The sequence below is a fragment of the Spiroplasma endosymbiont of Glossina fuscipes fuscipes genome (genome assembly GCF_049669535.1).
Taxonomy (GTDB): Bacteria; Bacillota_I; Bacilli_A; order Mycoplasmatales; family Mycoplasmataceae; genus Spiroplasma.
Window position 1 is genome coordinate 774,363 of sequence record NZ_CP187162.1, and the last position, 20,983, is coordinate 795,345.

The following is a 20,983-nucleotide window of genomic DNA, read 5'->3' on the forward strand; positions in this document are numbered from 1 at the left end:
CTAACTCCTATTCATCACTTAATGTGACAATTGTTTGAATTGGTAACTGGTTAATTTTTCTTGTTGATAAAACAAATGTTAAGGCAAAAATCACACTAATAATTCCAAAAATCGCAATAAATAATAATCACGGCATTGATAAACTTAATGGCAAACTAATCGCTTGTAACCCCATTTTAACGGGAAAATAAACCGCTGTTCAAACTAAGAAAAAGCCTAGTAATCAACCTAAAATGGCAAAGGGAATAAAAATTGCTAATGTCATACTATTAATTTCTCCACGCCGGTAACCAAAAACTCGCATTAAAGCAATAAATTTTGTATATCGTTCCATAAAAACATCTGTTACTAAGAAAATAATAATCGATACCATTGCTCCTGCTAACACAGTTGTAAAATAACTTAACTGATTAACAACTTGTTTCTTATTATATAAATAATCAACTTTACCAACTGCCGAACTGAAAAAAGTTAAACCATCATTTAGCGAATTATCCGCGCTAACAGAAGATAACACATAGCGTTGAAATTGATCAGCGGGTTGGATTGCTTTCGTATATTTACCATTAAATCATTGGGAACTATCTTGATATCCAAGAACATGATTTGCTCATTTTTGATCTAAAAAAATTCGAGCTTGATCATAAGAATGTTGGACTCCAACCACCTTAAATTGATAATTAGATAAGACATTAAAATTAGATGTTGTTACTCGCAACAGTCCTAATTTCAAAGCTTGCCCATACCAATTTTTAGCAAAACCACCATTTACTAAATCAATCAATGATTTTAAAGGATGGTCAAAATCTAAATCATATGCACCTATAACATAGTTATTTTGTTCAATTTTAGTTACTTTATTATTTAATAAATCAACTTTCATTGGACCACTTTCTGGATTAATATCAATCTTGTCTTGACTCCAAGCATGCGCATTAATCATATTAACTGGTAAATTTAATTTTAAACCACTAATTGAAGCATATGGCTGATTAACATTTGTTCCTCACTGGTCATTATTAGTCCCTGTTAATAAAGAATTTGTTAAATGTGATAGATTTAAAGTTCAAGGGTTATTTGTAATATTACCATTTTGATAAGTTCATCATTCAGGTTTAATATCATAATATTGTTGGTCTTTACCTAAAAATTGCAGTCGTGGTTGATTGGTATAAAAATTAATAATATCATTCAATCTTAAATTATATTTTACCGCTGCTGAATCATTAATTGCAATTGGAATTGCTTTATTCTGTTTTGAAGGAACTTTTTGTAATTTTGTTTTTAAGTCATTTGTAAAAACAACTTGGTTATCATTGACATTAAGACCATATGATGAAATTTGATTTTTTGCACTATCACGGATAATTCTATTGACAGCAGCAATTTTTGTATCAAAACCGGTAAATAAACTATCTGTTTTTTGATCATAAGCCATTGAGTTGAACCCAAAGTTAAAGCGTAACTGATATTTTTCATTTGCTGCTCATTTTTCCTTAATAACAGTTGGTAAAATTGTATTAGTTGCTTGTTCAATACAATACGACCATTTATGTCATGTTGTTCCTGCTGCTTCTGAATTTGAAACTGGTGATTGACCAAATAATTGAGGTAAAAAAGTACATGTTACTAATGATAATTGATTATCAAGCCGAGTTTTAATATTACTATCCGTTGATAAATCATATAAATAGCGTAATAACCCAACTGAAATATTGCTGCCTTTAAATACCGTCATATTTTGTACTAACATATTAACAACAAACAACGTAATTCATTTTGTTGTATTATCTGCACCTCGTGCATATACATACGGTGCAATTGGGACATTTTCTAACTTTTGATAAATTGGGTCATTAACTCCACCATAATTTGGAAGATTTTCACTAGGACTATCATAAAGTTCATAACGACTTAACGGATTATTATAAATAATATTTTGATAATTTAATTCATTGGCATAATTTAAGTTTTGATAATATTGTTTGCTTAAGGTTTTGATACTATTTGGAACCAAAGCTGCTAACGTAATTGTGCCCGTGGCAATAAAAGTTGTTACTAAGAACATAATAACTGCTTTTCAACTAGCTCCTAATAGGACTAACCGAAATAGGGTCTTAAATGACCGCTTAGTAAAATATAATGATAATTGACTAATTAATTTGTTTGGTTTAAAATCACGATTTGAATTTATTAATGCTAACACTTCTCGACCTAATATGACATTACATTTAATCACAACAAGAATAAAAATAATGCTTCCTGCTAAAAGGAAAAACAATAATAACACTTGCCAACTAATGACAAAAGTACTTGGTAAGATAAAATATTGTCCAAATAAATTAATAATTGGAACCTGTAAGCCTAAACCAAGTAATCACCCAATTGGAGTAGCAATTATTAAAGCCGTCAAAAAATACATCACATAGGATAATGAAATTTTAAAATTATTATAACCATTTGCCTTTAAAATCCCAATTTGACTCCGTTGCTTTTCAATCATACTTTTTAATTGAATAAATAAAATAATCATAATAATTATGGCAAAAAAGATTACAATTCCAATTATTATTAATAACATCCGTTTTATTTGGAATCATGTAAAATGAAATGCAACAAATCTTATTAATCAAATAATATAATAAAAATCATAAAAAATCAATTATAAATTTTCAAAAATTAAAATATTTATAATTTTTACTTTATTTTAAGCACACTTAGCCATACTAAAAAATAATTTATTAAGTTAAGTAATAAATTTATTTAAAAATTCTCTAAAAATACCTCTTTTGATGTTCTTCAATTTAAAATAGGCCTTAATTTATCATTTATAACATTAACTACTCAATTTATTTTTTGTTGACTAACATTATTAAAATCAGTTCCCTTAGGATATCATTCTCTAAGTTCAGAATTCATATATTCAATTAGTGGTTTTTGCTGTGGTGAACCCGGATCGCAAAAATAAACTTGTGTTTCAGCAAATATTTCTAATTCTCTTCATTTACTAAATTCTTTTCCTCTATCGGTTATTATTCCTTTAATTTTCCCAATTAAATTATTACTTATAACAATATCTTTAAACTTTTCTACAACTTCATTAGCAGTATGATTTTTTAATTTAATTACAAAGTAATTTTTACTTAATTGTTCTACTAAAACTAAATTACTAGATTGATGGTCTTTACCAACTACTGTATCCATTTCAAATCAACCAGCATTAATTTTTTTATTTTCAATATCTCATATTGATTTAAAATTAGTTAATTTACCACGATTATCAAATTTTCCTTTTGTTTTATATTTTTTACCATGATGACGTAAATTCTGCTTTAAAAAACCATAAAAACCTAAATAAATTCATTTATACAATGTTTTAACACAAACAGGAAATTTAATACCAAACTTTAAAAAATAACGATGGATAAGTTGTGATGGAGAATCACGATAAACATTAAATCTTATATTAATAAAATTTAATTGTTTTTCTGTAAACTTATATCTTTTATTATTCTTTTTTCTTTTCTCATAATACATTTTATCTGACTTATAAGCACTATATTCATCAATAGTTTTAAAACGCTTAATTTCTCGTAAAATAGTACTACGATGTCTGTTCAAACATTTAGCAATTTGTGAAATATTTATTTCACCATTCTTTTTTAAAAATAATTTGGATAATAATAATTTTTCCAATTTAACCTTATCAATAAAACTTAAATGACTATACATAACATTTATATACCTTTCATTAATTTATAAATTTAATATTAAAATTATTTAATACATTATTGATATATGATATAATTAATTATAGTATTCAAGTAATTTTAATAAAGGAGAAGTAAAATATATAAAGGAGAAGTAAAATATGAAAAAATGACTTAGCATTTTAGGAACAATCGGATTAACAGCAACAAGTACAACAACATTAATTAGTTGTGAAAAACCAAATAACAATGAAAACGGGGGCAATAAACCAGAACTACCATATAATCCACAACAACCACCAGAAAATAGTAATTGAAAGTTAATAACATCTGTTATTGGTGAAGGAAATACTGGTAAAACTTATATTGGTATTTTTGGAAGTAAAACAAACTGAAATATTATAGATTGAAAAGGAATTGAAGGAGAAGGAAAATGACATTTATATGAGTATAAATCAATTTATCGTTGAGATGGTGAAGGTGAGCCTGAAATACCAACAGTTGACAATAAAACAGGAAAAATTACAGATTGAAAAGAATAAAAGGAACTTAATAGTTCCTTTTTAAATTAATCGTACAAATTTCATAAATATAATTAATAGGAATATATTTGTTATTGTGTTATATAATGCTGGACTAAATTTTCATACCTCAAATGTTTGATTAAAAAAACTATATATTGTTTGAAAAATCTTACCAACACCACTTGCTAATTCATTCACTTGTTTAACACCGGGAATATTATTTACAACTCAAATTGCAGCATTTCTGATATGACACGCAATATTATATCAACTACAACTTTCATATTGTGCTTGTCATCATTGACCGTCTGGAAACAACCCACCATTATTAATCTCTTGTCAGTTATAAATTCCAAAATTAAAATCATAATAACGATACATATCATTTTCTTTTTGTGCTTGCAATTCAAAAACATTATAACCAATTTTTTGTTCTTCAATCTTTTTATATTTTAAACCATATTTATCTTTTAAAGCACCTTCAAAAATATAACCCTCATTTTGATTAATATTATAATCATTTGCAACTGAAAAATCATAATTAAATACATTACCATAATTTGTGTTATAAAACCGATTTTTAAATGCTGAATACAATTTAATATCTAATTGCTTATATTTATCAGAAAAATAAAAATAACGAGGATAAATCTTAAAACCATTATTTGCTAATAAACCATATTTTTTATTATATCCTTGTACATAAGTATTATTTTCCAAGTCAAAAATTGTTCGTAAATAATCTTTATAAAAGTTCTGCGAAACTGTAAACATACTATTTAATAATCTTTCAAATTGATTTTTATTAGTATTTTTTTCATCAATTAAAACATTTTTAAAATTAACTAATTTCAAACCAAAAAAGTTAATTAAAACCGTATCATATTGTAAATTATCAATATACCCACTTTCAATAAAATTACTACGATTTTGAAATACAGGCACCAAAGCATGTGCAAAAAATGCTTTTAAAAACTTATTAATATCAATTTGACCTTTCATCCATTCAAAAACCTTTTTACCAGTATTAGGAGTACTACTTTGATTATAATTATAAGTTTCAGCACTAAAATTAAAGATATTTTCTTTTTCTTTCATAAAAGAAAATAAAAACCCTAAATCATCAGTATATCGATAACTATTATAATCATATCCATTCCAATATTTTTTAAAGTGTGTCAACTCTAAACTACCAGCAATAATATTTTTTTGTTCATCAATCGTTAAAATCATTCGATAAATTAATTTTCTAGTTAAAATAATATCAAGTTTTCAATCTAATTTTTCCATATTATTAATAATTTCAAAATCAAAAATTATTCTTTGACTACCTAAATTTGGATCATCATAATCAGGGTTACCACCTTGCTGAACTCGAATATTTTCTTGCACAATAATATCAATATATTTTAATAAAAAAGAACGAGTATTTTGATATTGATTGTCAGTCCAAAAACTAGGATTGCCATTATTGTCAACTGTTGGTATTTCAGGCTCACCTTCACCATCTCAACGATAAATTGATTTATACTCATATAAATGTCATTTTCCTTCTCCTTCAATTCCTTTTCAATCTATAATATTTCAGTTTGTTTTACTTCCAAAAATACCAATATAAGTTTTACCAGTATTTCCTTCACCAATAACAGATGTTATTAACTTTCAATTTTGAAACTTTAAATTAACTTGTTGTAAATTATCAACACTTTTTTCTAACTTATTAATAACTTCAATTGTATTAAAATACTTAGCAAATGAATAAGAAAAATTAGTTAATTCTTTTAAAAATTGTTTTTTATCAGCATCATAAAATTTATCAATACTATATTGTTTAGCATAACTATCTCAATTTTTATATAAATCCATAAATTCATCACTAGGTTTATCAAATGAAATTCCCGTTGAATAACTATCCTTTAAAAAATCTAAATACCATTTATCATTGTAAGTTAATGTTTGTGATGTTTTTAAAGTCGGATTAATAAAATAATTTGTTTCAGACCAATTTTCAAAAAAAGTACTACGTAAAAACATTGTATTAATAAAATCAGTTTCATTCATTCCCGTTGTTTGTTGATTAACAGTATAATTTTGCTGATTTAAGGGTTTAAATGCTGTTAAAGTAATAAAAGGAATAATTAAACCTAAAATACCTAAAATAGATATTGCAAATAAAGATAATGATTTTTTCATATTTATAATTCAACTCCTAACTATACAATGTTTTTGAAACAATAAACCCAACAATATATAAACTTGATATCGTTAACATTAACGGATGAGAAAACAAAATTGCCATTTTGCCAAACAACGAAAGCAAAAAAGTGTCTGAGTTATATAAATCCATAATGATATTTTTTGCTGATGTTAATTGATTTATGATTACTGTTATAAAACCAGTACCAAAAATAGCGATTGCCGCAACTAATAAAACTAATCTAATCATTATTTATTCACTCTCCGATATCCTTGTTCTCTTGTTTTTGCTTGTTTTGCTAAATTTGATAATTGTTGTTTATTACGATTAATTTTAAACTGTTTACGATCTTTAATATGTTTTTGCATACCTTGTTTAGTATCTGAAACTCCACGAGCAGTTGCAGAATAAATATTTGATACACCACTTTGTACTGTTGAACCTAATTCGTTGTATTGAGTTCTTGTACCGTGAATTGCATAAATCGATAACTTAACAACCATAAAAAAGATAATAAAATAAGCAATTGTCGTATTTGTCATTGGTAATTTTGTATTTCAAATTACATCAAAAATAAACAAAAATACATCAAAAATAAAACTAAAAATCTTATCTCAATTACTACTTTCTGATAATAAATTAATCATCTTTACCACTTCCTTTTTCTTTTTTAGGTTTTAAATTTTTTTTCAAAATATCAATATCAAACAATTCTAAACGCTCTTTAACACTCAATTTAGTAATTTCTGACCAGTAATATTCTTTATAATTAACTATTTCATCATTTTTTAAATCACGAACAAACTTTAATCATTGACTATCATATTTCTGTGCAAATTCTAACGGAATAATTATCTTAAAAAACCGAATTCCTAACCCAACATCCGACTTATGTTTTGCTCGTTTACCTTCTGCTGTTCTTTCTACTGATTTTGTTTTTCAAATTTCATAATCCGTAATATCTTGAAAAATACCAATTCGCATAATAAAGAAACGATTAAAAAAATTAAATCCTTTTTTAGCAATTGGTTTTTTCAATGAAATAGGAATAATAATACCACTTGCTAATTGTCGGATATTATTTCAAATCATACCCTCACGCTGTGCTGTAAACAAAGCACGATTACCAAAATGTCTTGCTAAAACAATTCACGGAATTTTACCACTATGAACTTTTTTCTCATCGTGCGGACTAGTTCCATCAATATATAAATAACTTTCATCAAATAAAATAACACTATCATCAGGGGGAACTGGTTTTGTTCGATCGGTAAACTCTAAATTTTTAAATGTTAAAACTTTAACTTTATCATCTTCTAACGGATAATTACTATAAATTTTATCTGTTAATAATTTCATAGTTTGTGATAAATAAGTTAAAAGTAAAGTTTTTCCCGTTCCTAATTTACCAATAATAACTGATAACGGATTATCTCAAACAAAATTAACTAACCGAAAAGCATTTAACTGATAAAATATGTTTTTTCAAACTCATCATACAAAATAAACACATTGCAAAGCAAACAATAATCAGAATACTAAACCAGTATAATTTAATGAAATTATTCAAAGTAATAAATCAATTAAACTAAACAAAATCATTGAACCACTAATATAACAATAATTTTTTAAGAAAAATATAAACTTTTTCATTACTTAAAATACCCAACTATTTTAAAAATCATTCATAACAAAAACCAAGTTAAAAACAAAATCACAATTCAAACACCAACCATCAGAGTTAAATATTCATTTTGAGTCAAAGTCCAAGTTGTAATACTTTCAACATTTATTTTATCTATAAACAAAAATATATGAATAAAAAACTCTTTTAATTTTTCTCAATCATTTTGCATATTTAAAAACTCCACATTTTTTGAATAAGTTTAAAAAACATCCCAAAAAATAAAACAATAAATAATACAAACGATATCACATATAAAAATTCAGGGGCATTTGAACCAATAATATAACTAACAAATTGAACTCAATAGTCATATAAACTCATTTAATTTAAATCTTTCAAATCATTAATCAATTCTTGCTGTTTTTCAACAGTTCAATTTGTTAAATTATTTTTAGTTGTTTTTACTTTTTTAGGTTCATTTGAAAATAATGCTTTGTGCATATTGTTAAAATAATTTTGTTTATATTGATTATACAAATTAATTAATTCTGTTCCAGTTAAATATTTTCAAATATGGCGTTTTAAATTTTCATCATATTTTACAATAGGATAAGAATTATCATAAATTAAACCAATAGCAACTTGATCAGAATGTTTTTCACTCGGATAAATAAACTTATTACTTAATCAAAAACCAATATGGCGATTATGATTAGGCAAATTTATAAAACTTGCTTTATCTGTTTCAAAAACTATTAACTCTTTACGAATAAAATAATTTTCTATATTTTTATTTTTCTTAACAAAATTACTCAATTTTATCAACTCCTTAATAAACATTGTTTCTAATTAACAATGTTATATTTAATGTTCATATATTGCTTATTTATTGATAAAAACATTGATTATTAACAATGTTATACATAATGCTAATATATTGTTTATTTAATGTTTAATAAACAATGTTATTAACAATGTTAAATATATAAAATAGTAAAAATTGGCACACTGAAAAATACTATTTAATTTATAACAATAACTATTAAAATATAAAATCATAAGTTTATAATTAAGTTGATATTATTATGGTTTTCTCTCTGTATAAATTATTTTAAATAGAAAGGAGAAATAAAATATCGAAGAAATAATAAATTCATTTTTCTATTTAATAAATTCATTTTTTACAAACGTGATACCATCTATTTTTTGCTTATCATAATGGTATCACCAATTAAAACAATTATTTCAATAATAATAGTTTTAATAACAACTTTTAACTTTATTATTTGAATTTTTAATAAATTAACAAATTTATAAATATTTTATACAGAGAGAAAACCATAATAATACCTTAAATATCACATAAAAAACTAGTGTGCCTTAGTTTCTTTAAACAGGATTTTGGATAGGTTACAATAACTTGGACCATATTTATGTAGACTGTAAAAAAATAAGCTAAAATTATTAGGAAAGCAGGAATATAAAAATGGCAAAAAACCAGTACACCGATGAATTCAAGAAACAAATCGTAATGTTATATAAAAATGGTAAAAGTAATATTGAAATTGTTAACGAATATAAAATTTCAAAGGCAGTTCTTTATCAATGAGTAAAAAAATTTGAGAATTCTGGTTCTTTTAAAGCTAAAGACAATCGCTCTGTTGAAGAAAATGAACTTATTCAGTTGCGAAAAGAAAACAAACAATTACGAATGGAAAATGATATTTTAAAGCAAGCAGCACTGATAATCGGCAAAAAGTAATATTAATTACTAACAATAAAGACAAATATTCAGTGAGGAAAATGTGTCAAATATTAAAGATAGCAAAATCAAAGTATTATTATCAAATTAATAAGATCACTAAAACTGAAATTAATATTTATGAAAATGAAGTTATCAGTGCATTTAAAGAAAGCTATAAAGTTTATGGTGCTAGAAAAATTAAAATTATTTTAGCAAGAAAGAACATTATTTTATCTCGACAAAAAATTAGAAGAATTATGGCAATAAATAATTTAGTATCAAAATATACTAAATTAAAATATCGCAATCATAAATCTCCTGTAAATAATGATCAAATTAGTAATATTCTAAATCGTGAGTTTAGTAATAAAAGACAAAATGAAGTTATTGTGAGCGATTTAACCTATGTTCAAGTTGGTTCAAAATGACATTATATTTGCTTACTAATTGATTTATTTAACCGTGAAGTAATTGGCTATAGCGCTGGAACAAATAAAACTGCTGAACTAGTTCAGCAGGCATTTTATAAAATAACACGACCACTAAATCAAATTAGGTTGTTTCATACAGATCGTGGTAATGAATTTAAAAATAAAATTATTGAAGAAATTTTATTAACATTTAATATTAAAAGATCATTAAGTGCAAAAGGTTGCCCTTACGATAACGCAGTAGCTGAAACAACCTATAAAGCTTTTAAAACTGAATTTATTAATGGTCGAAAATTTAAAAATTTAGAACAATTAAAGTTGGAACTATTTAATTTCATTAATTGATACAACAATATTCGAATTCATGGTAGTTTGAATTACTTAACTCCAGTTGAATTTAGAAATCAGAAGTCTACATAAAAAGTGTCCTAAAAAGTGTTGCCATTCCATTTTTCATCTTGTTAACTTTGTAGACAGTGTATAATGCAAAAATAAACAACAAAATTATTTATTCAATTCACATAAAAACTAGTGTGCCACTGAAAAATACTATTTAATTTTTAATAATATTTATTAAAATATAAAATTAATAATTTATAATTAAATTGATATTTTTACACTATACACTGTTTACAAATTTTAAAGAAAGTAGGTGTATTTATAAAAAATATTATAAAAATTTATTTTCCAAATCTATTACTAATATGACCTTTAATAGAAATATTCTTATTTTTATTAAATCCTACTAAAAAAATATTTTTCATAATAGACTCAATATTATGAATAATAAACAATATAGATTTATCCACTATAGAAAATATAGTTAAACTTATATGTATAATAGGAATTTTTATTATTCCAATATTAACAATAATAAAGTTTATTAAAAAATAAATTTGTAAACAGTGTATAGTGTAAAAATAAACAATAAAATTATTTAATAAAATCACATAACAAAGTTAGTGTGCCACAGCTAAAATATATAATCAGTTATACTAAATATTAAAATCCTTTAACCATAACACGGAAAAAGTTTAATATCTTAACAATAACAAAAATACCAAATGGAATTAAAATAATTCACGCATCACCTAAAAAGGTCATTAATTGTGGTAATACAGCATAAATTGCTTCTTTAACTTTCATCATTGCTTGTCCTAAACCACTTCAAATCGAACCCATTCCATCTGAAATAGTAGGCTTATCACCAACTGCTAAAAAATTAATTGCTGTTGTTAAATACATCCCTAACATTATTTTTTATCCTCCTTGTTTTCAATTTCTTTTTTATCTTTTTTCTTACCTCGAATTTGGCAAATTTTTTGATAAATTGACAAACCAATTCAAGCAAAAATCCCTAATATAATAACAACACTAAATATTGTCGTTAATCAAAATGGCATAATTTAATCCTCCTAAAAATCTAATTTTACGACACGCTTCGCGTGTTCGCTACGCTCAAAATAAACAATATTGAATAAATTACCGCTAATAAATTACGCGGATAATTTATTCATCTTCTTTTTCATTATTAATTACAATGTTATTAACAGTATTAATAACATTATCTTTCCCATACCTAGTTACTAAGGACCGCAAAATAAAATAATGTTTCTTTTCAATAAAAAATCAACCCCTTTCTGAGTTGATTTGTTGCACTTCACTTACACGATGCCTTTTGAAAAATTGCCTCTACTGTTTTTCCCAAAAGGTTAATATTATCAGCTAAATAAACACGATAATAACTTAAATCAGTTCCCATCTTATTTTGATTATCCCCATAATATGTTAATTGAACTATACTAACATCTTGATACTGTTGACTAGTAAAACCTTCATTATTGTAACCAAATAAACGATTAAACATTTGAGGATGAACATAAACAATTGATTCATTTTTTGCATCATGTATTATGTAAATCTAAGCTCCAAATTTATCTCTTGTTATTTTGATAATAACACTCTTTTAAAGAAATGCAACTATTTTTTAAAAAAAATAAATTATTTGTTAAATTATTTGTAAATTTATCTTAATTTTAACACACTGAAAAATAGTTTATTAAATTATTCAAATAAACTTATTTAAAATTCTCTGAAAATACCTCTTTTGCCGTTCTTCAATTTAAAACAGGCCTTAATTTTTCATTTATAATATCAACTACTAAATTTATTTCTTGTTGCGTAACAAGATTAAAATCTGTTCCTTTACCATATCGTTTTCTAAATTCACGGTTCATTCTTTCAATTAAGGGTTTTTGTTTAGGTGAACCTGGGTCACAATAATAAATATTAGAACTAGTAATCTTTTCCATTTCTTCAAACTTACTAAATTCTCTTCCTCTATCTGTTATTATTCCTTTAATTTTTCCAACTAAACCATTAATTCTAACTAATTCTTCAAGTTTTTTTAAAACTTCATTAGCAGTATGTTCTTCTAATTTCATAGCAAAATAATTTTTACTATTTTGTTCAACTAATACTAAACAACTAGATTGATGGTCTTTACCAACTACTGTATCCATTTCAAATCAACCAGTATTAGTTTTTTTATTTTCAATATCTCATATTGATTTAAATCTTTCATCTAATTTTCCACGATTATCAGGTCTTTTCTTTGTTCTATTTCTTCTACCACCATTTAATAAATTTTTCTTTAACAAACCCAAAAGACCTAAAAAAATTCATTTATAAAATGTTTTAAGGCAAGCGGGAAATTTGATACCAAATTTTATTAAAAATCGCTGAATAATTTCTGCTGGTGAATCACCCAAAATATTAAATCTTAAATTTAAAAATTCTTGTTGTTCTTCTGTAAATGTAGGTAGTTTTTTAATAGATTTTTTTCGTTTTTTATAGTAATCATCATGTGCCTCACGGGCATTATAATCTTCTATATTTGTAAATCTATTAATTTCTCTTTTAACAGTATTAATATCTCTTCCTATTTGTCTTGATATTTCAGATAAATTAAGTGTGCCATTTTTCTTTTTGCAACTATCAGATAAAAATAAATCCTTAAAAAATTTTCGTTCATCATATTTTACATGTGTATAATCTTTCATTACTCTATATTTCCTCCAATTCTTTTATAAAAATAGTTATACATTAAATTTATAAAAAAGATAAATTTTCACATTTTTTTAAATTAAAATTATTGACAAATATATTATTAATTATATAATTATATTGTAACAAGTTCCAATTTATCTCTATATGCTTGTATACTAAAATAAAAAGTAAAGTAATTTACTTTTTTTTAATTTTGATGTAAAATATAGATAATAAAAAAGAACAAAATATTATATTAAGTTCTTTTATATATTGATACAGTTTTATAGGTTTTATTACTCTTTTATTTAATCATATTCGTTAAATAATAGCAATTTTAATATGCAAAAAGGAGTAAAAATGAAAGAATTTAATCCAAATAAAGCAAGTTTACGAACATTCTATCGTAAAATAGATGAATTTTGGCAAAATAAATCACCTAATAAACCATATACTTTGAATGATTTAACCAATGAATTCAACCTTTCTCGTCATTGAAGGCAAGAAATTTATCGGAGCGAAAAGATAGTTCCTTTACTTGAAAAACAAGTTGATAGAATTGAAAGTGAAATAATTAATTTTATGATGAAATCACCTGATGGTGCTAAATTATATTGACAACGAGCATTTAATTATAAATATTCACTACAAGAAAAAGAACTTGAAAAAGAATTAAACTTAAATAATCAACAGCCAATAATTGTTAATTTACAAACTGATATTAGAGATATTAAAAAAGAAAGTGATAATAATGCTTAATCATTTTACTTATTTGTTAGAAACACCTTATTGGTTATTACAAAATAGTAGTATTGGTAATAAATATCCCTTTGCTAAGAAATATGAGTTAGTTAATGAAATTAATCAAATTGGAACACGATATAGTGGTAAGACTATTTCAAATATTAAAATGTTTGGTGAATTATTAAAAATTAGTTTATTAATTCAAGAGCCAATTTGTATTATTGCTAGTATGTATTGAAGTAAAGATTTAAAAGATAGTGTATTTCAAAACATATGAAATATGTTAGATGAAAATCATATTCCTTATACTATTAATTTATCAAATTTTACTTTTACTTTATCAAATGGTAGCAAAATATATTGTAAAGGGTTACATTCACCAAGTCGGAAAGAAAAATTAAAAGCCTTTGCTGATTTGAATAAATATAAATTAGTTATTGATTGAAGAGAAGAATGTGATCAATTTCAACAAAAAGATTTAAGTGATTTAGAATTTGCTATTCGTGGTTATCAAAATAAAATAACAATTAATACATGTAATCCTGAAAGTTTAAAAAGATATATTGTTGGTTATTGTAATCAATTATTACCTTTTAATGAAGAAATAATGCGTAGTAAATATGAACAAATTAAATATATTAAAAAATGAAATATGAAGATTATTATTCATTATTCTAGTTGAAGACTTAATTATGAATTACCACAAGATAAAGTTAATGAACAATTAAGATTAGAACAATTAGATATTGAAAGAGCAAGAGTATGGAGTTGAGGTTTACCAGGTAATACTAGTGGGTCAATCTTTGCTAGATATATTGATATAATGCAAGCAACAGATATTATTCAACCAACGAAATTATTAGGTGGCGTTGATATTGCGAATGCTACTAGTCCCAAAGGACATACAACAGCAGCGAGTTTTTGAATATATAATTCATTTGATAAAAAAGCATATAAAGTAGCAGAATATACACACTCAAATGCTACACAACAATTTAAAACTGAATTAGAACAAGTTAAAGATATTTTAGAGTTTTATAACAATCAATTAAATCAATATTTTAATTTAATACAACAAGGTATATCAATTAATGTTGATGATAGTGCTTATTCAACATTGCAAAGTTTAAACCGAGAAAAATATAATTATTCTTTTGGTCAATACATGAATTTTAAACCAGCACAAAAGCAGAAGTTTAAAGTAAGACATCGTGTTGAAGCATTCACAATGCTAATAAATACTAATCAATTAAAATGATTATGAGAAAAATGTCCTATAAGTAAAAAGCAGTATGAATTAATTCAATGAGAAGATAAACCAGATGCCCGAGAAGAACGACCGTTAGACTTATATGATGATACATTTGATAGTGATTTTTATGCCTTACACTTTGAATTAATTCCAATGGTTAAACATAATAATTCAGCAGATTATAAATTATGACAACAAAGGGAGTGAATAACTTAATGAAAAAAGATATTTATGTAATACATGATGAGCGTGTAATAAATGCAAAAAGACCATATATGTCTGTTTGTGGACAAGTTAAAAAAAGACTTTGTCAAGAATTAAAAAAAGATAATATCGCAATATGTAAATTAAATTTATATAACGAATATATTAAGAAATATCAAAAAGTTAAAGTATGTGTACAAGTTTTAGCAAATGAACCTAGTTTATTAACAGTAAATATAATTAATTATGCACTTATCTTAAATTTAAAGGAGCAAAATAACCATGAATAATACTTTCCCTAGTTTACCAAACTTAAATGATATTAATAGTGTTTTAAAATTTTATAATTATGATTGAACTATTAATTTAGCCAATATTATTGCTCGCCATCAAATGCGATTAGTAAATGGTAAAGATATTTTATTTAAGTCTCATCGTAAAGATATTTTAGAAAAATTAAATTGATGATATGAAACTTATAAAATAAAAGAAAAATTAGATAAAAATGAATTAACAGCAAGTTTAATGGGTAAAACTATCTTTGGTTTATTAGAAACATCAGATGGTAATATTGATTTATGAATTAATCCTTTTAACTTTACATCACGTGTAAGTAAAATAAACGAAATTGAACAAGGTGCTGATATTTGATTAAATTATCATCAATCAGATAGTGGTTTTATTTTAAATTTAATTTGTACCAAAGATAAAATAGTTATTAAAGGTTGACCTAAAAATAATGAAATAGTTGTTGGGCAAAGTAAAACACAAATTAAAGATGATGTTAGACCTGTTTTAGTACAAGAATTTAAAAATAAATTAGGTATTGTACCTTTTTGAGAAATGATAAATGAACCTAATCCATTATTTTTATCAACATCAACCACTTTAAATCCATGACCTACTATGGCAAATTGTTATAAATTACAATTTGATTTAGAAGATAGTTTTGATATTAAATCAAAAGAACGATGAGCAAATCGTACTCATTGATATGGAATATTAGATGATGATTTAATGACTGCTTACAATAAAGGTAATAAAAAAGTATTACAAAATGCTTTTGATGATATTTTTATTCAATCAGGTCAATCAGCAGTAGATGGTCAATTATCTCAATCTTTACAAGTAGTACAAGGTACACCAACCTTAGAAACATATACAGAAGACCAAAAATCTATTATTGAGCAAGTATATTTAGCATGTCATTATTCTAGTCCATTTGGTGATAAATCAGATAATGACCAAAATAAAACACAATCATTATTAACTAAAACAAAAGATTTAGAAAAACAAGCATATTTACAAGCATATCGTAAACAATATTATACTAAAATATTTGATACTGTTTTAAAATATTATGGTTTATGAGATGGAAATGGTGAACGACCTTATGGATTTGATTTTGTTAGTGCTAGTTTAGTAGACCAAATGCGACAAAATGAATTAATTACTGCTAGATTAGAAAATGGCACAATGGAACCAATAAGAGCCATAACTGAATATGATAATATTGATGAATTAGAAGCAACAAAATATTTTGAAAAAGTAGAAGCATGACAAGATAAAATGCAAGCAAAAGAAATAGAACATAATAATAAATTAATGGAATACGATGAAACTGGTAATAATCAAAATGCTATCCAAGGTAGAACAGAAATTAAGGAGAACTAACAAATGAGTAGAATTAACCCAGGTGTTATGGAAGAATTAAGAAGACAAGCCCATGATACTTTAATAGATATCAGAGAAAACATAAGAGATAATAGACATTGAATGGTATTTCCTTTTAATGTTTATAGTTCATATATACCTGATACTGAAACAGGTTGAAAACCTAATAACGCTAAACCAAGTGATTATGGTAGTTATACACGAATATTTGATAATATGGAAAGTACTATTGCTCAATGACAAGGTAGTTTAAAAATAATCCAAAAATATAAAGGTGAAGAAATTAATATCTTAACTATTGATGATTTTAAAAATCAACCTATTAACTCAACTATATGAGCCAATAATGAAACACCTTTTGCGATAAAATTAAAAGATGAAAATAATAATGTTTATTGAAAATTAATTGATGGTGAAAATATTTATGATATTAATAGAATGTTAGAATACTTAAATCAATATAAATTAAGTTATTTTATTAATAATGATAATAAAGCCGATAACTTTTATACAAAAGAGGTTAAAGTTGGTAAATATTGAGATGCTTATATGATTGATGATAGAAGTTCAATTCAATTTGGAGAAGCTAAATTTGAACAAGTATTTACTCAACAATCAACAGAACGGCAATATACTTTATTAATTTTAGATGAAGATGCTGAGAAATTAAATATTAATGATTATTATAATTTTTATACTGTATTTAATGACCGTGGCTTAAATATTGGAGGTGGTGATATTAATTCTGCACCCCAAGATAGACAATGATTATATCCGTCAAATGTTATTAATTATTATTCACCTTATGACGGTAGTTTTTTATGACAAGAAATTACATTTTCAAGTATTAATGACAAAATTAGTCATAGTGGTTTATCAGTAAGACAATTTATTCAAACAAGTGCCCCAGGTGAAGGCTATTGTTTTCCTAAAATAACTTATGATGAAAAACTAAATAAAAGTATTGTTGAATTAGATGAAATTTTATTAAAAGACCCTGGTGTTAGAGCAATGGCAGTTAAATTTTATGGTAATCCAATCTTTTTTGATATGCCAGTTATTGGCCGACCAATTATTAAAGGTCAATTTAATAAAAAAGTAATGAATTCTCGTGATTTATTAATGTATAACATGTTTCCTGCTCCTCCAGATAAAATTAATACTTATGCTTCACCTGATGTAAGTTGATATAATATTCAAGGTATTCAACCAACAATTATTACTGGATATAAAGATTGAAAAGAATATATTCAATCAATGTCTGATTTTTGAAATGAAAAAAATAATGAGGGTATGGTAATAACAGATAAAGCAAGTTCAACAGCAACTAATCCAACTGTTGGTACAACTATTAAGGAAGAAAATGAAAACTCTAAACCTTATTGGTCTAAAAATTGGAAAATAACACCACCAAATAAAGTAAAAGTAAATAGTGGCAATGTTGATAATATAATTAGTACCCAAGCATCATCATATTTTAGAAGAAAAGACGAATTTGGTAATACAGTTGGTCAAGTTCAAATTGAATATAATAAAATGGGTTCTTGTAATGTTTGAGATATTTTAAATATGAATAATTTTATTAATCGTCAAATTACTACATTGCCTTTAAACTATACACAAAAATTAGTATTTAATCCTTTTACGATACCTGCTATTGGAAAATTTCTAAACTTTGTTTCGTTTGGTATTCCTTGGGATTGAATTGGTAATTTAACAATTACCCAAGATGATAAATGACCTAATTTCCCATGACTTAATGGCTTTATGAGTGCTAATGTTTATAGTTTTTATAATGATGCCTTTTGAGGTGATAAGGCTGCGGGTAAAGGTTATTTACCATTTGAAATTTTTAGAGAACAAGGTAATGATAAAGTTGGTGCTATGATTGGTGCTAATGCTACTAGTTTAGGTTTTACTACTTTATTAACTGATAAATGCAAAGGTACTGTTTTAACTAAGGATGGTAAGACAACCGAAGAATTAATTTATTCAACTTATAATTTAAAACAATTAAATCCTAAAACTAATCGAGTTTATTTAATTAATGAACAAACTAAAGCAGTTGATGCTCAAACACCAGTTAGTGATAGTGAAATAGATAATGATTTGGAATTCTTGCAAATACCAGATGGGACAAATTGTAGTTATATTATTGATATGTTTTCAATTCAAGCATTATATAAAGGTAATTTTGAAATTATCTTTTATGCTGATAATCCATATACAAATAATGAAGAAGATTATTTACGCTTATCAGTATGAAGTTTTAGAGGTAAAACAAAAAGTGTCTTAAATAATTATTTACGCGATATGACAACTAATTATAAAACTAGTTTCTTATTACCCCATGATTATGAAATACCAACATTTAATTACCCTGAATATGTTCTCCCACCAGTGCCATATAACTATAAACCTTATACACAAGATATCTGAGATGCTAAAATAGGAAAAGCATTAAAAACTAAAATTACAGCACCAGCACAATGTAAGAAAGCAATAAATTCTCAAAGTTATGTTAATTTATTTTCTGATAAATTTAATGAAGGTTATTATGAAACTGAAATTGATTTAAGACAAATTGACCCAACAATTCAAAGTATTGATAAATTTATTAGTTCTTATAAAACAATAGAAATAAGTAATCTTAATAATTTACAAGTTAGATGTTTTAAACCTGATATAGAACATTTTATTAAAGATAGAGATATTAATTTATCGGGTGGAGTAAATTCTTGTAGTACTAGTTTGGGAACATTAAATAATGTAAAAATATATAATAAGGGTTTATCACAAAAGGATAATGTTAATTTTGAAAATACAATAACTTTATATACAGATAATATAAATAATAATATTCAAACATTTGCTACTGCTTATACTACTGGTTTACCTAGCGAAAACTATCAAAATATTTATATAACTGAAAAGCATAGTAATAGTCGTATTAAATTTTTATTACAAATAACAAAATTATCTGATAATATTAAGGATAAAATTAAAGAAACTTATTTACAAGCATATTATACTAATGAATTAAAATTAAAAATTAGATTTTCAAAAGTATTATTCGCACAATTAGGAATATTATTTGGTTTTTCTGATGGAGGTTATGTAGGCAATGATAAAGATATAACAATAGACCTTAATGCTTTAGGTGTATTAAATATGATAAATAATAGTGATAATCCTATTAAAATTACAATTAAACCAAGATAAAAAATAAAAAGAGATTTTACATATCTTTTTTTATTCACCATTAACTTTTATATTACCTTTATCATCAATAATTAATTCAGGTTCCTTAGTATCTAAATTTCAACGATAAGTTGATTTTATATATGTACTATTATCATTTTTTCAATATCAACGGCGATTTGGATATTTATTTTCTTGAATAAATAAATCTGTATTATGTGATGATAAAAATTCTAATACAAGTACACATTCATTATATTTATCTAAAATTTTGTTGTGTTGTAAATCATTATTTTGAAATTTAATAATTCTTCAATCATTATTTTCATCACCACGCCACACAACATAATATCATTTATTATCAACCTTATTAAATGGTTTTTCTTGTGGTGCTATTCATTCTAAATTGTTTTTAATACTTTCATCAGTTGTATCTATTTGATGTTCTTTTTTTAAATCTGCTAATTTTTCTTTTGTATATTCTTGTTGTGGTTTATTACAAGCAACTAAACTCGTTGTACTTGTTCCTACTAATGATATTGCACCAATAATACTTAATAATCTTTTCATTCCAATTAACCCTCTTTTCTATTAGTTAAATTATATAAAAATATAAATAAATGTAAA

General features: G+C 24.6%; 20 protein-coding genes. 7 read left to right on the forward strand and 13 right to left on the reverse strand.

Translation table 4 applies throughout. The features are described from left to right. Positions 1-7: 7 nt before the first annotated feature. Both ACOBWH_RS04500 and ACOBWH_RS04505 read right to left on the reverse strand, forming a co-directional pair. Complete coding sequence (locus ACOBWH_RS04500) at positions 8-2,581, reverse strand: FtsX-like permease family protein (RefSeq protein ID WP_424525627.1); 2,574 nt, start codon at positions 2,579-2,581, stop codon at positions 8-10. Between the two features lie 182 nt (positions 2,582-2,763). Next, positions 2,764-3,732: an IS30 family transposase gene (locus ACOBWH_RS04505; protein WP_424525629.1), complete on the reverse strand. Its 969-nt coding sequence runs from the start codon at positions 3,730-3,732 to the stop codon at positions 2,764-2,766. Between the two features lie 139 nt (positions 3,733-3,871). Here ACOBWH_RS04505 and ACOBWH_RS04510 point away from each other — a divergent pair, with 139 nt between their 5' ends. Beyond that, positions 3,872-4,252 carry a lipoprotein gene (locus tag ACOBWH_RS04510; protein WP_424525631.1) on the forward strand — a complete coding sequence of 127 codons (381 nt, stop codon included), beginning with the start codon at positions 3,872-3,874 and terminating at the stop codon, positions 4,250-4,252. A 21-nt stretch (positions 4,253-4,273) separates the two neighbouring features. On the opposite strand, the gene ACOBWH_RS04515 is transcribed toward ACOBWH_RS04510, so the two are convergent. The 6 genes from ACOBWH_RS04515 to ACOBWH_RS04540 form a co-directional block, all read right to left on the reverse strand. Continuing rightward, on the reverse strand, positions 4,274-6,427 hold the full coding sequence (locus ACOBWH_RS04515; RefSeq protein ID WP_424525633.1) for a spiroplasma phage ORF1-like family protein: 2,154 nt from the start codon (positions 6,425-6,427) through the stop codon (positions 4,274-4,276). 16 nt (positions 6,428-6,443) lie between these two features. Further along, positions 6,444-6,680, reverse strand: a complete 237-nt coding sequence (locus ACOBWH_RS04520; RefSeq protein WP_004027616.1) for a hypothetical protein — start codon at positions 6,678-6,680, stop codon at positions 6,444-6,446. Beyond that, positions 6,680-7,078, reverse strand: coding sequence for a hypothetical protein (locus tag ACOBWH_RS04525; RefSeq protein WP_004027786.1), 399 nt, complete (start codon positions 7,076-7,078; stop codon positions 6,680-6,682). The genes ACOBWH_RS04520 and ACOBWH_RS04525 overlap by 1 nt, the downstream gene beginning before the upstream one ends. Further along, positions 7,071-8,084, reverse strand: coding sequence for a hypothetical protein (locus ACOBWH_RS04530; RefSeq protein ID WP_424525635.1), 1,014 nt, complete (start codon positions 8,082-8,084; stop codon positions 7,071-7,073). Before ACOBWH_RS04530 ends, ACOBWH_RS04525 begins: the two co-directional genes overlap by 8 nt. After that, on the reverse strand, positions 8,084-8,287 hold the full coding sequence (locus ACOBWH_RS04535) for a DUF2649 family protein (protein ID WP_004028252.1): 204 nt from the start codon (positions 8,285-8,287) through the stop codon (positions 8,084-8,086). The genes ACOBWH_RS04530 and ACOBWH_RS04535 overlap by 1 nt, the downstream gene beginning before the upstream one ends. Positions 8,288-8,439: 152 nt before the next feature. After that, the gene (locus ACOBWH_RS04540; RefSeq protein ID WP_424525637.1) at positions 8,440-8,874 is read right to left on the reverse strand and encodes a DUF3627 domain-containing protein; all 435 of its coding nucleotides are present in this window, start codon (positions 8,872-8,874) and stop codon (positions 8,440-8,442) included. Between the two features lie 670 nt (positions 8,875-9,544). Between ACOBWH_RS04540 and ACOBWH_RS04545 the strand changes: the two genes are divergently transcribed. Further along, a protein-coding gene (locus tag ACOBWH_RS04545) for an IS3 family transposase (RefSeq protein WP_424525593.1) occupies positions 9,545-10,653 on the forward strand; the annotation gives its coding sequence in 2 pieces (ribosomal slippage) (positions 9,545-9,785 and positions 9,785-10,653; 1,110 coding nt in all). 582 nt (positions 10,654-11,235) lie between these two features. On the opposite strand, the gene ACOBWH_RS04550 is transcribed toward ACOBWH_RS04545, so the two are convergent. The 4 genes from ACOBWH_RS04550 to ACOBWH_RS04565 all read right to left on the reverse strand — a co-directional run bounded on the left by ACOBWH_RS04550 (position 11,236) and on the right by ACOBWH_RS04565 (position 13,295). Then, positions 11,236-11,487: a hypothetical protein gene (locus tag ACOBWH_RS04550; RefSeq protein ID WP_126821177.1), complete on the reverse strand. Its 252-nt coding sequence runs from the start codon at positions 11,485-11,487 to the stop codon at positions 11,236-11,238. Further along, a complete protein-coding gene (locus ACOBWH_RS04555; protein ID WP_424525639.1) occupies positions 11,487-11,636 on the reverse strand; it encodes a hypothetical protein in 150 nt (49 codons plus the stop codon). The genes ACOBWH_RS04550 and ACOBWH_RS04555 overlap by 1 nt, the downstream gene beginning before the upstream one ends. Before the next feature lie 176 nt (positions 11,637-11,812). Next, a complete protein-coding gene (locus ACOBWH_RS04560; RefSeq protein ID WP_424527464.1) occupies positions 11,813-12,100 on the reverse strand; it encodes a hypothetical protein in 288 nt (95 codons plus the stop codon). Positions 12,101-12,311: 211 nt separating this feature from the next. Then, positions 12,312-13,295, reverse strand: coding sequence for an IS30 family transposase (locus ACOBWH_RS04565; RefSeq protein WP_424525641.1), 984 nt, complete (start codon positions 13,293-13,295; stop codon positions 12,312-12,314). 328 nt (positions 13,296-13,623) lie between these two features. Here ACOBWH_RS04565 and ACOBWH_RS04570 point away from each other — a divergent pair, with 328 nt between their 5' ends. From ACOBWH_RS04570 to ACOBWH_RS04590, 5 genes are read left to right on the forward strand one after another with little or no spacing between them, the layout of a single operon-like run. Continuing rightward, on the forward strand, positions 13,624-14,040 hold the full coding sequence (locus ACOBWH_RS04570; RefSeq protein ID WP_424525643.1) for a hypothetical protein: 417 nt from the start codon (positions 13,624-13,626) through the stop codon (positions 14,038-14,040). After that, on the forward strand, positions 14,033-15,493 hold the full coding sequence (locus ACOBWH_RS04575) for a PBSX family phage terminase large subunit (protein WP_424525645.1): 1,461 nt from the start codon (positions 14,033-14,035) through the stop codon (positions 15,491-15,493). The genes ACOBWH_RS04570 and ACOBWH_RS04575 overlap by 8 nt, the downstream gene beginning before the upstream one ends. After that, positions 15,493-15,771: a hypothetical protein gene (locus tag ACOBWH_RS04580; protein ID WP_348734977.1), complete on the forward strand. Its 279-nt coding sequence runs from the start codon at positions 15,493-15,495 to the stop codon at positions 15,769-15,771. Before ACOBWH_RS04575 ends, ACOBWH_RS04580 begins: the two co-directional genes overlap by 1 nt. Continuing rightward, a complete protein-coding gene (locus ACOBWH_RS04585; protein WP_424525647.1) occupies positions 15,764-17,155 on the forward strand; it encodes a hypothetical protein in 1,392 nt (463 codons plus the stop codon). Before ACOBWH_RS04580 ends, ACOBWH_RS04585 begins: the two co-directional genes overlap by 8 nt. 3 nt (positions 17,156-17,158) lie before the next feature. Beyond that, a complete protein-coding gene (locus ACOBWH_RS04590; RefSeq protein WP_424525649.1) occupies positions 17,159-20,377 on the forward strand; it encodes a hypothetical protein in 3,219 nt (1,072 codons plus the stop codon). 30 nt (positions 20,378-20,407) lie between these two features. On the opposite strand, the gene ACOBWH_RS04595 is transcribed toward ACOBWH_RS04590, so the two are convergent. Beyond that, the gene (locus ACOBWH_RS04595) at positions 20,408-20,926 is read right to left on the reverse strand and encodes a lipoprotein (protein WP_424525651.1); all 519 of its coding nucleotides are present in this window, start codon (positions 20,924-20,926) and stop codon (positions 20,408-20,410) included. Between the last annotated feature and the right edge of the window lie 57 nt (positions 20,927-20,983).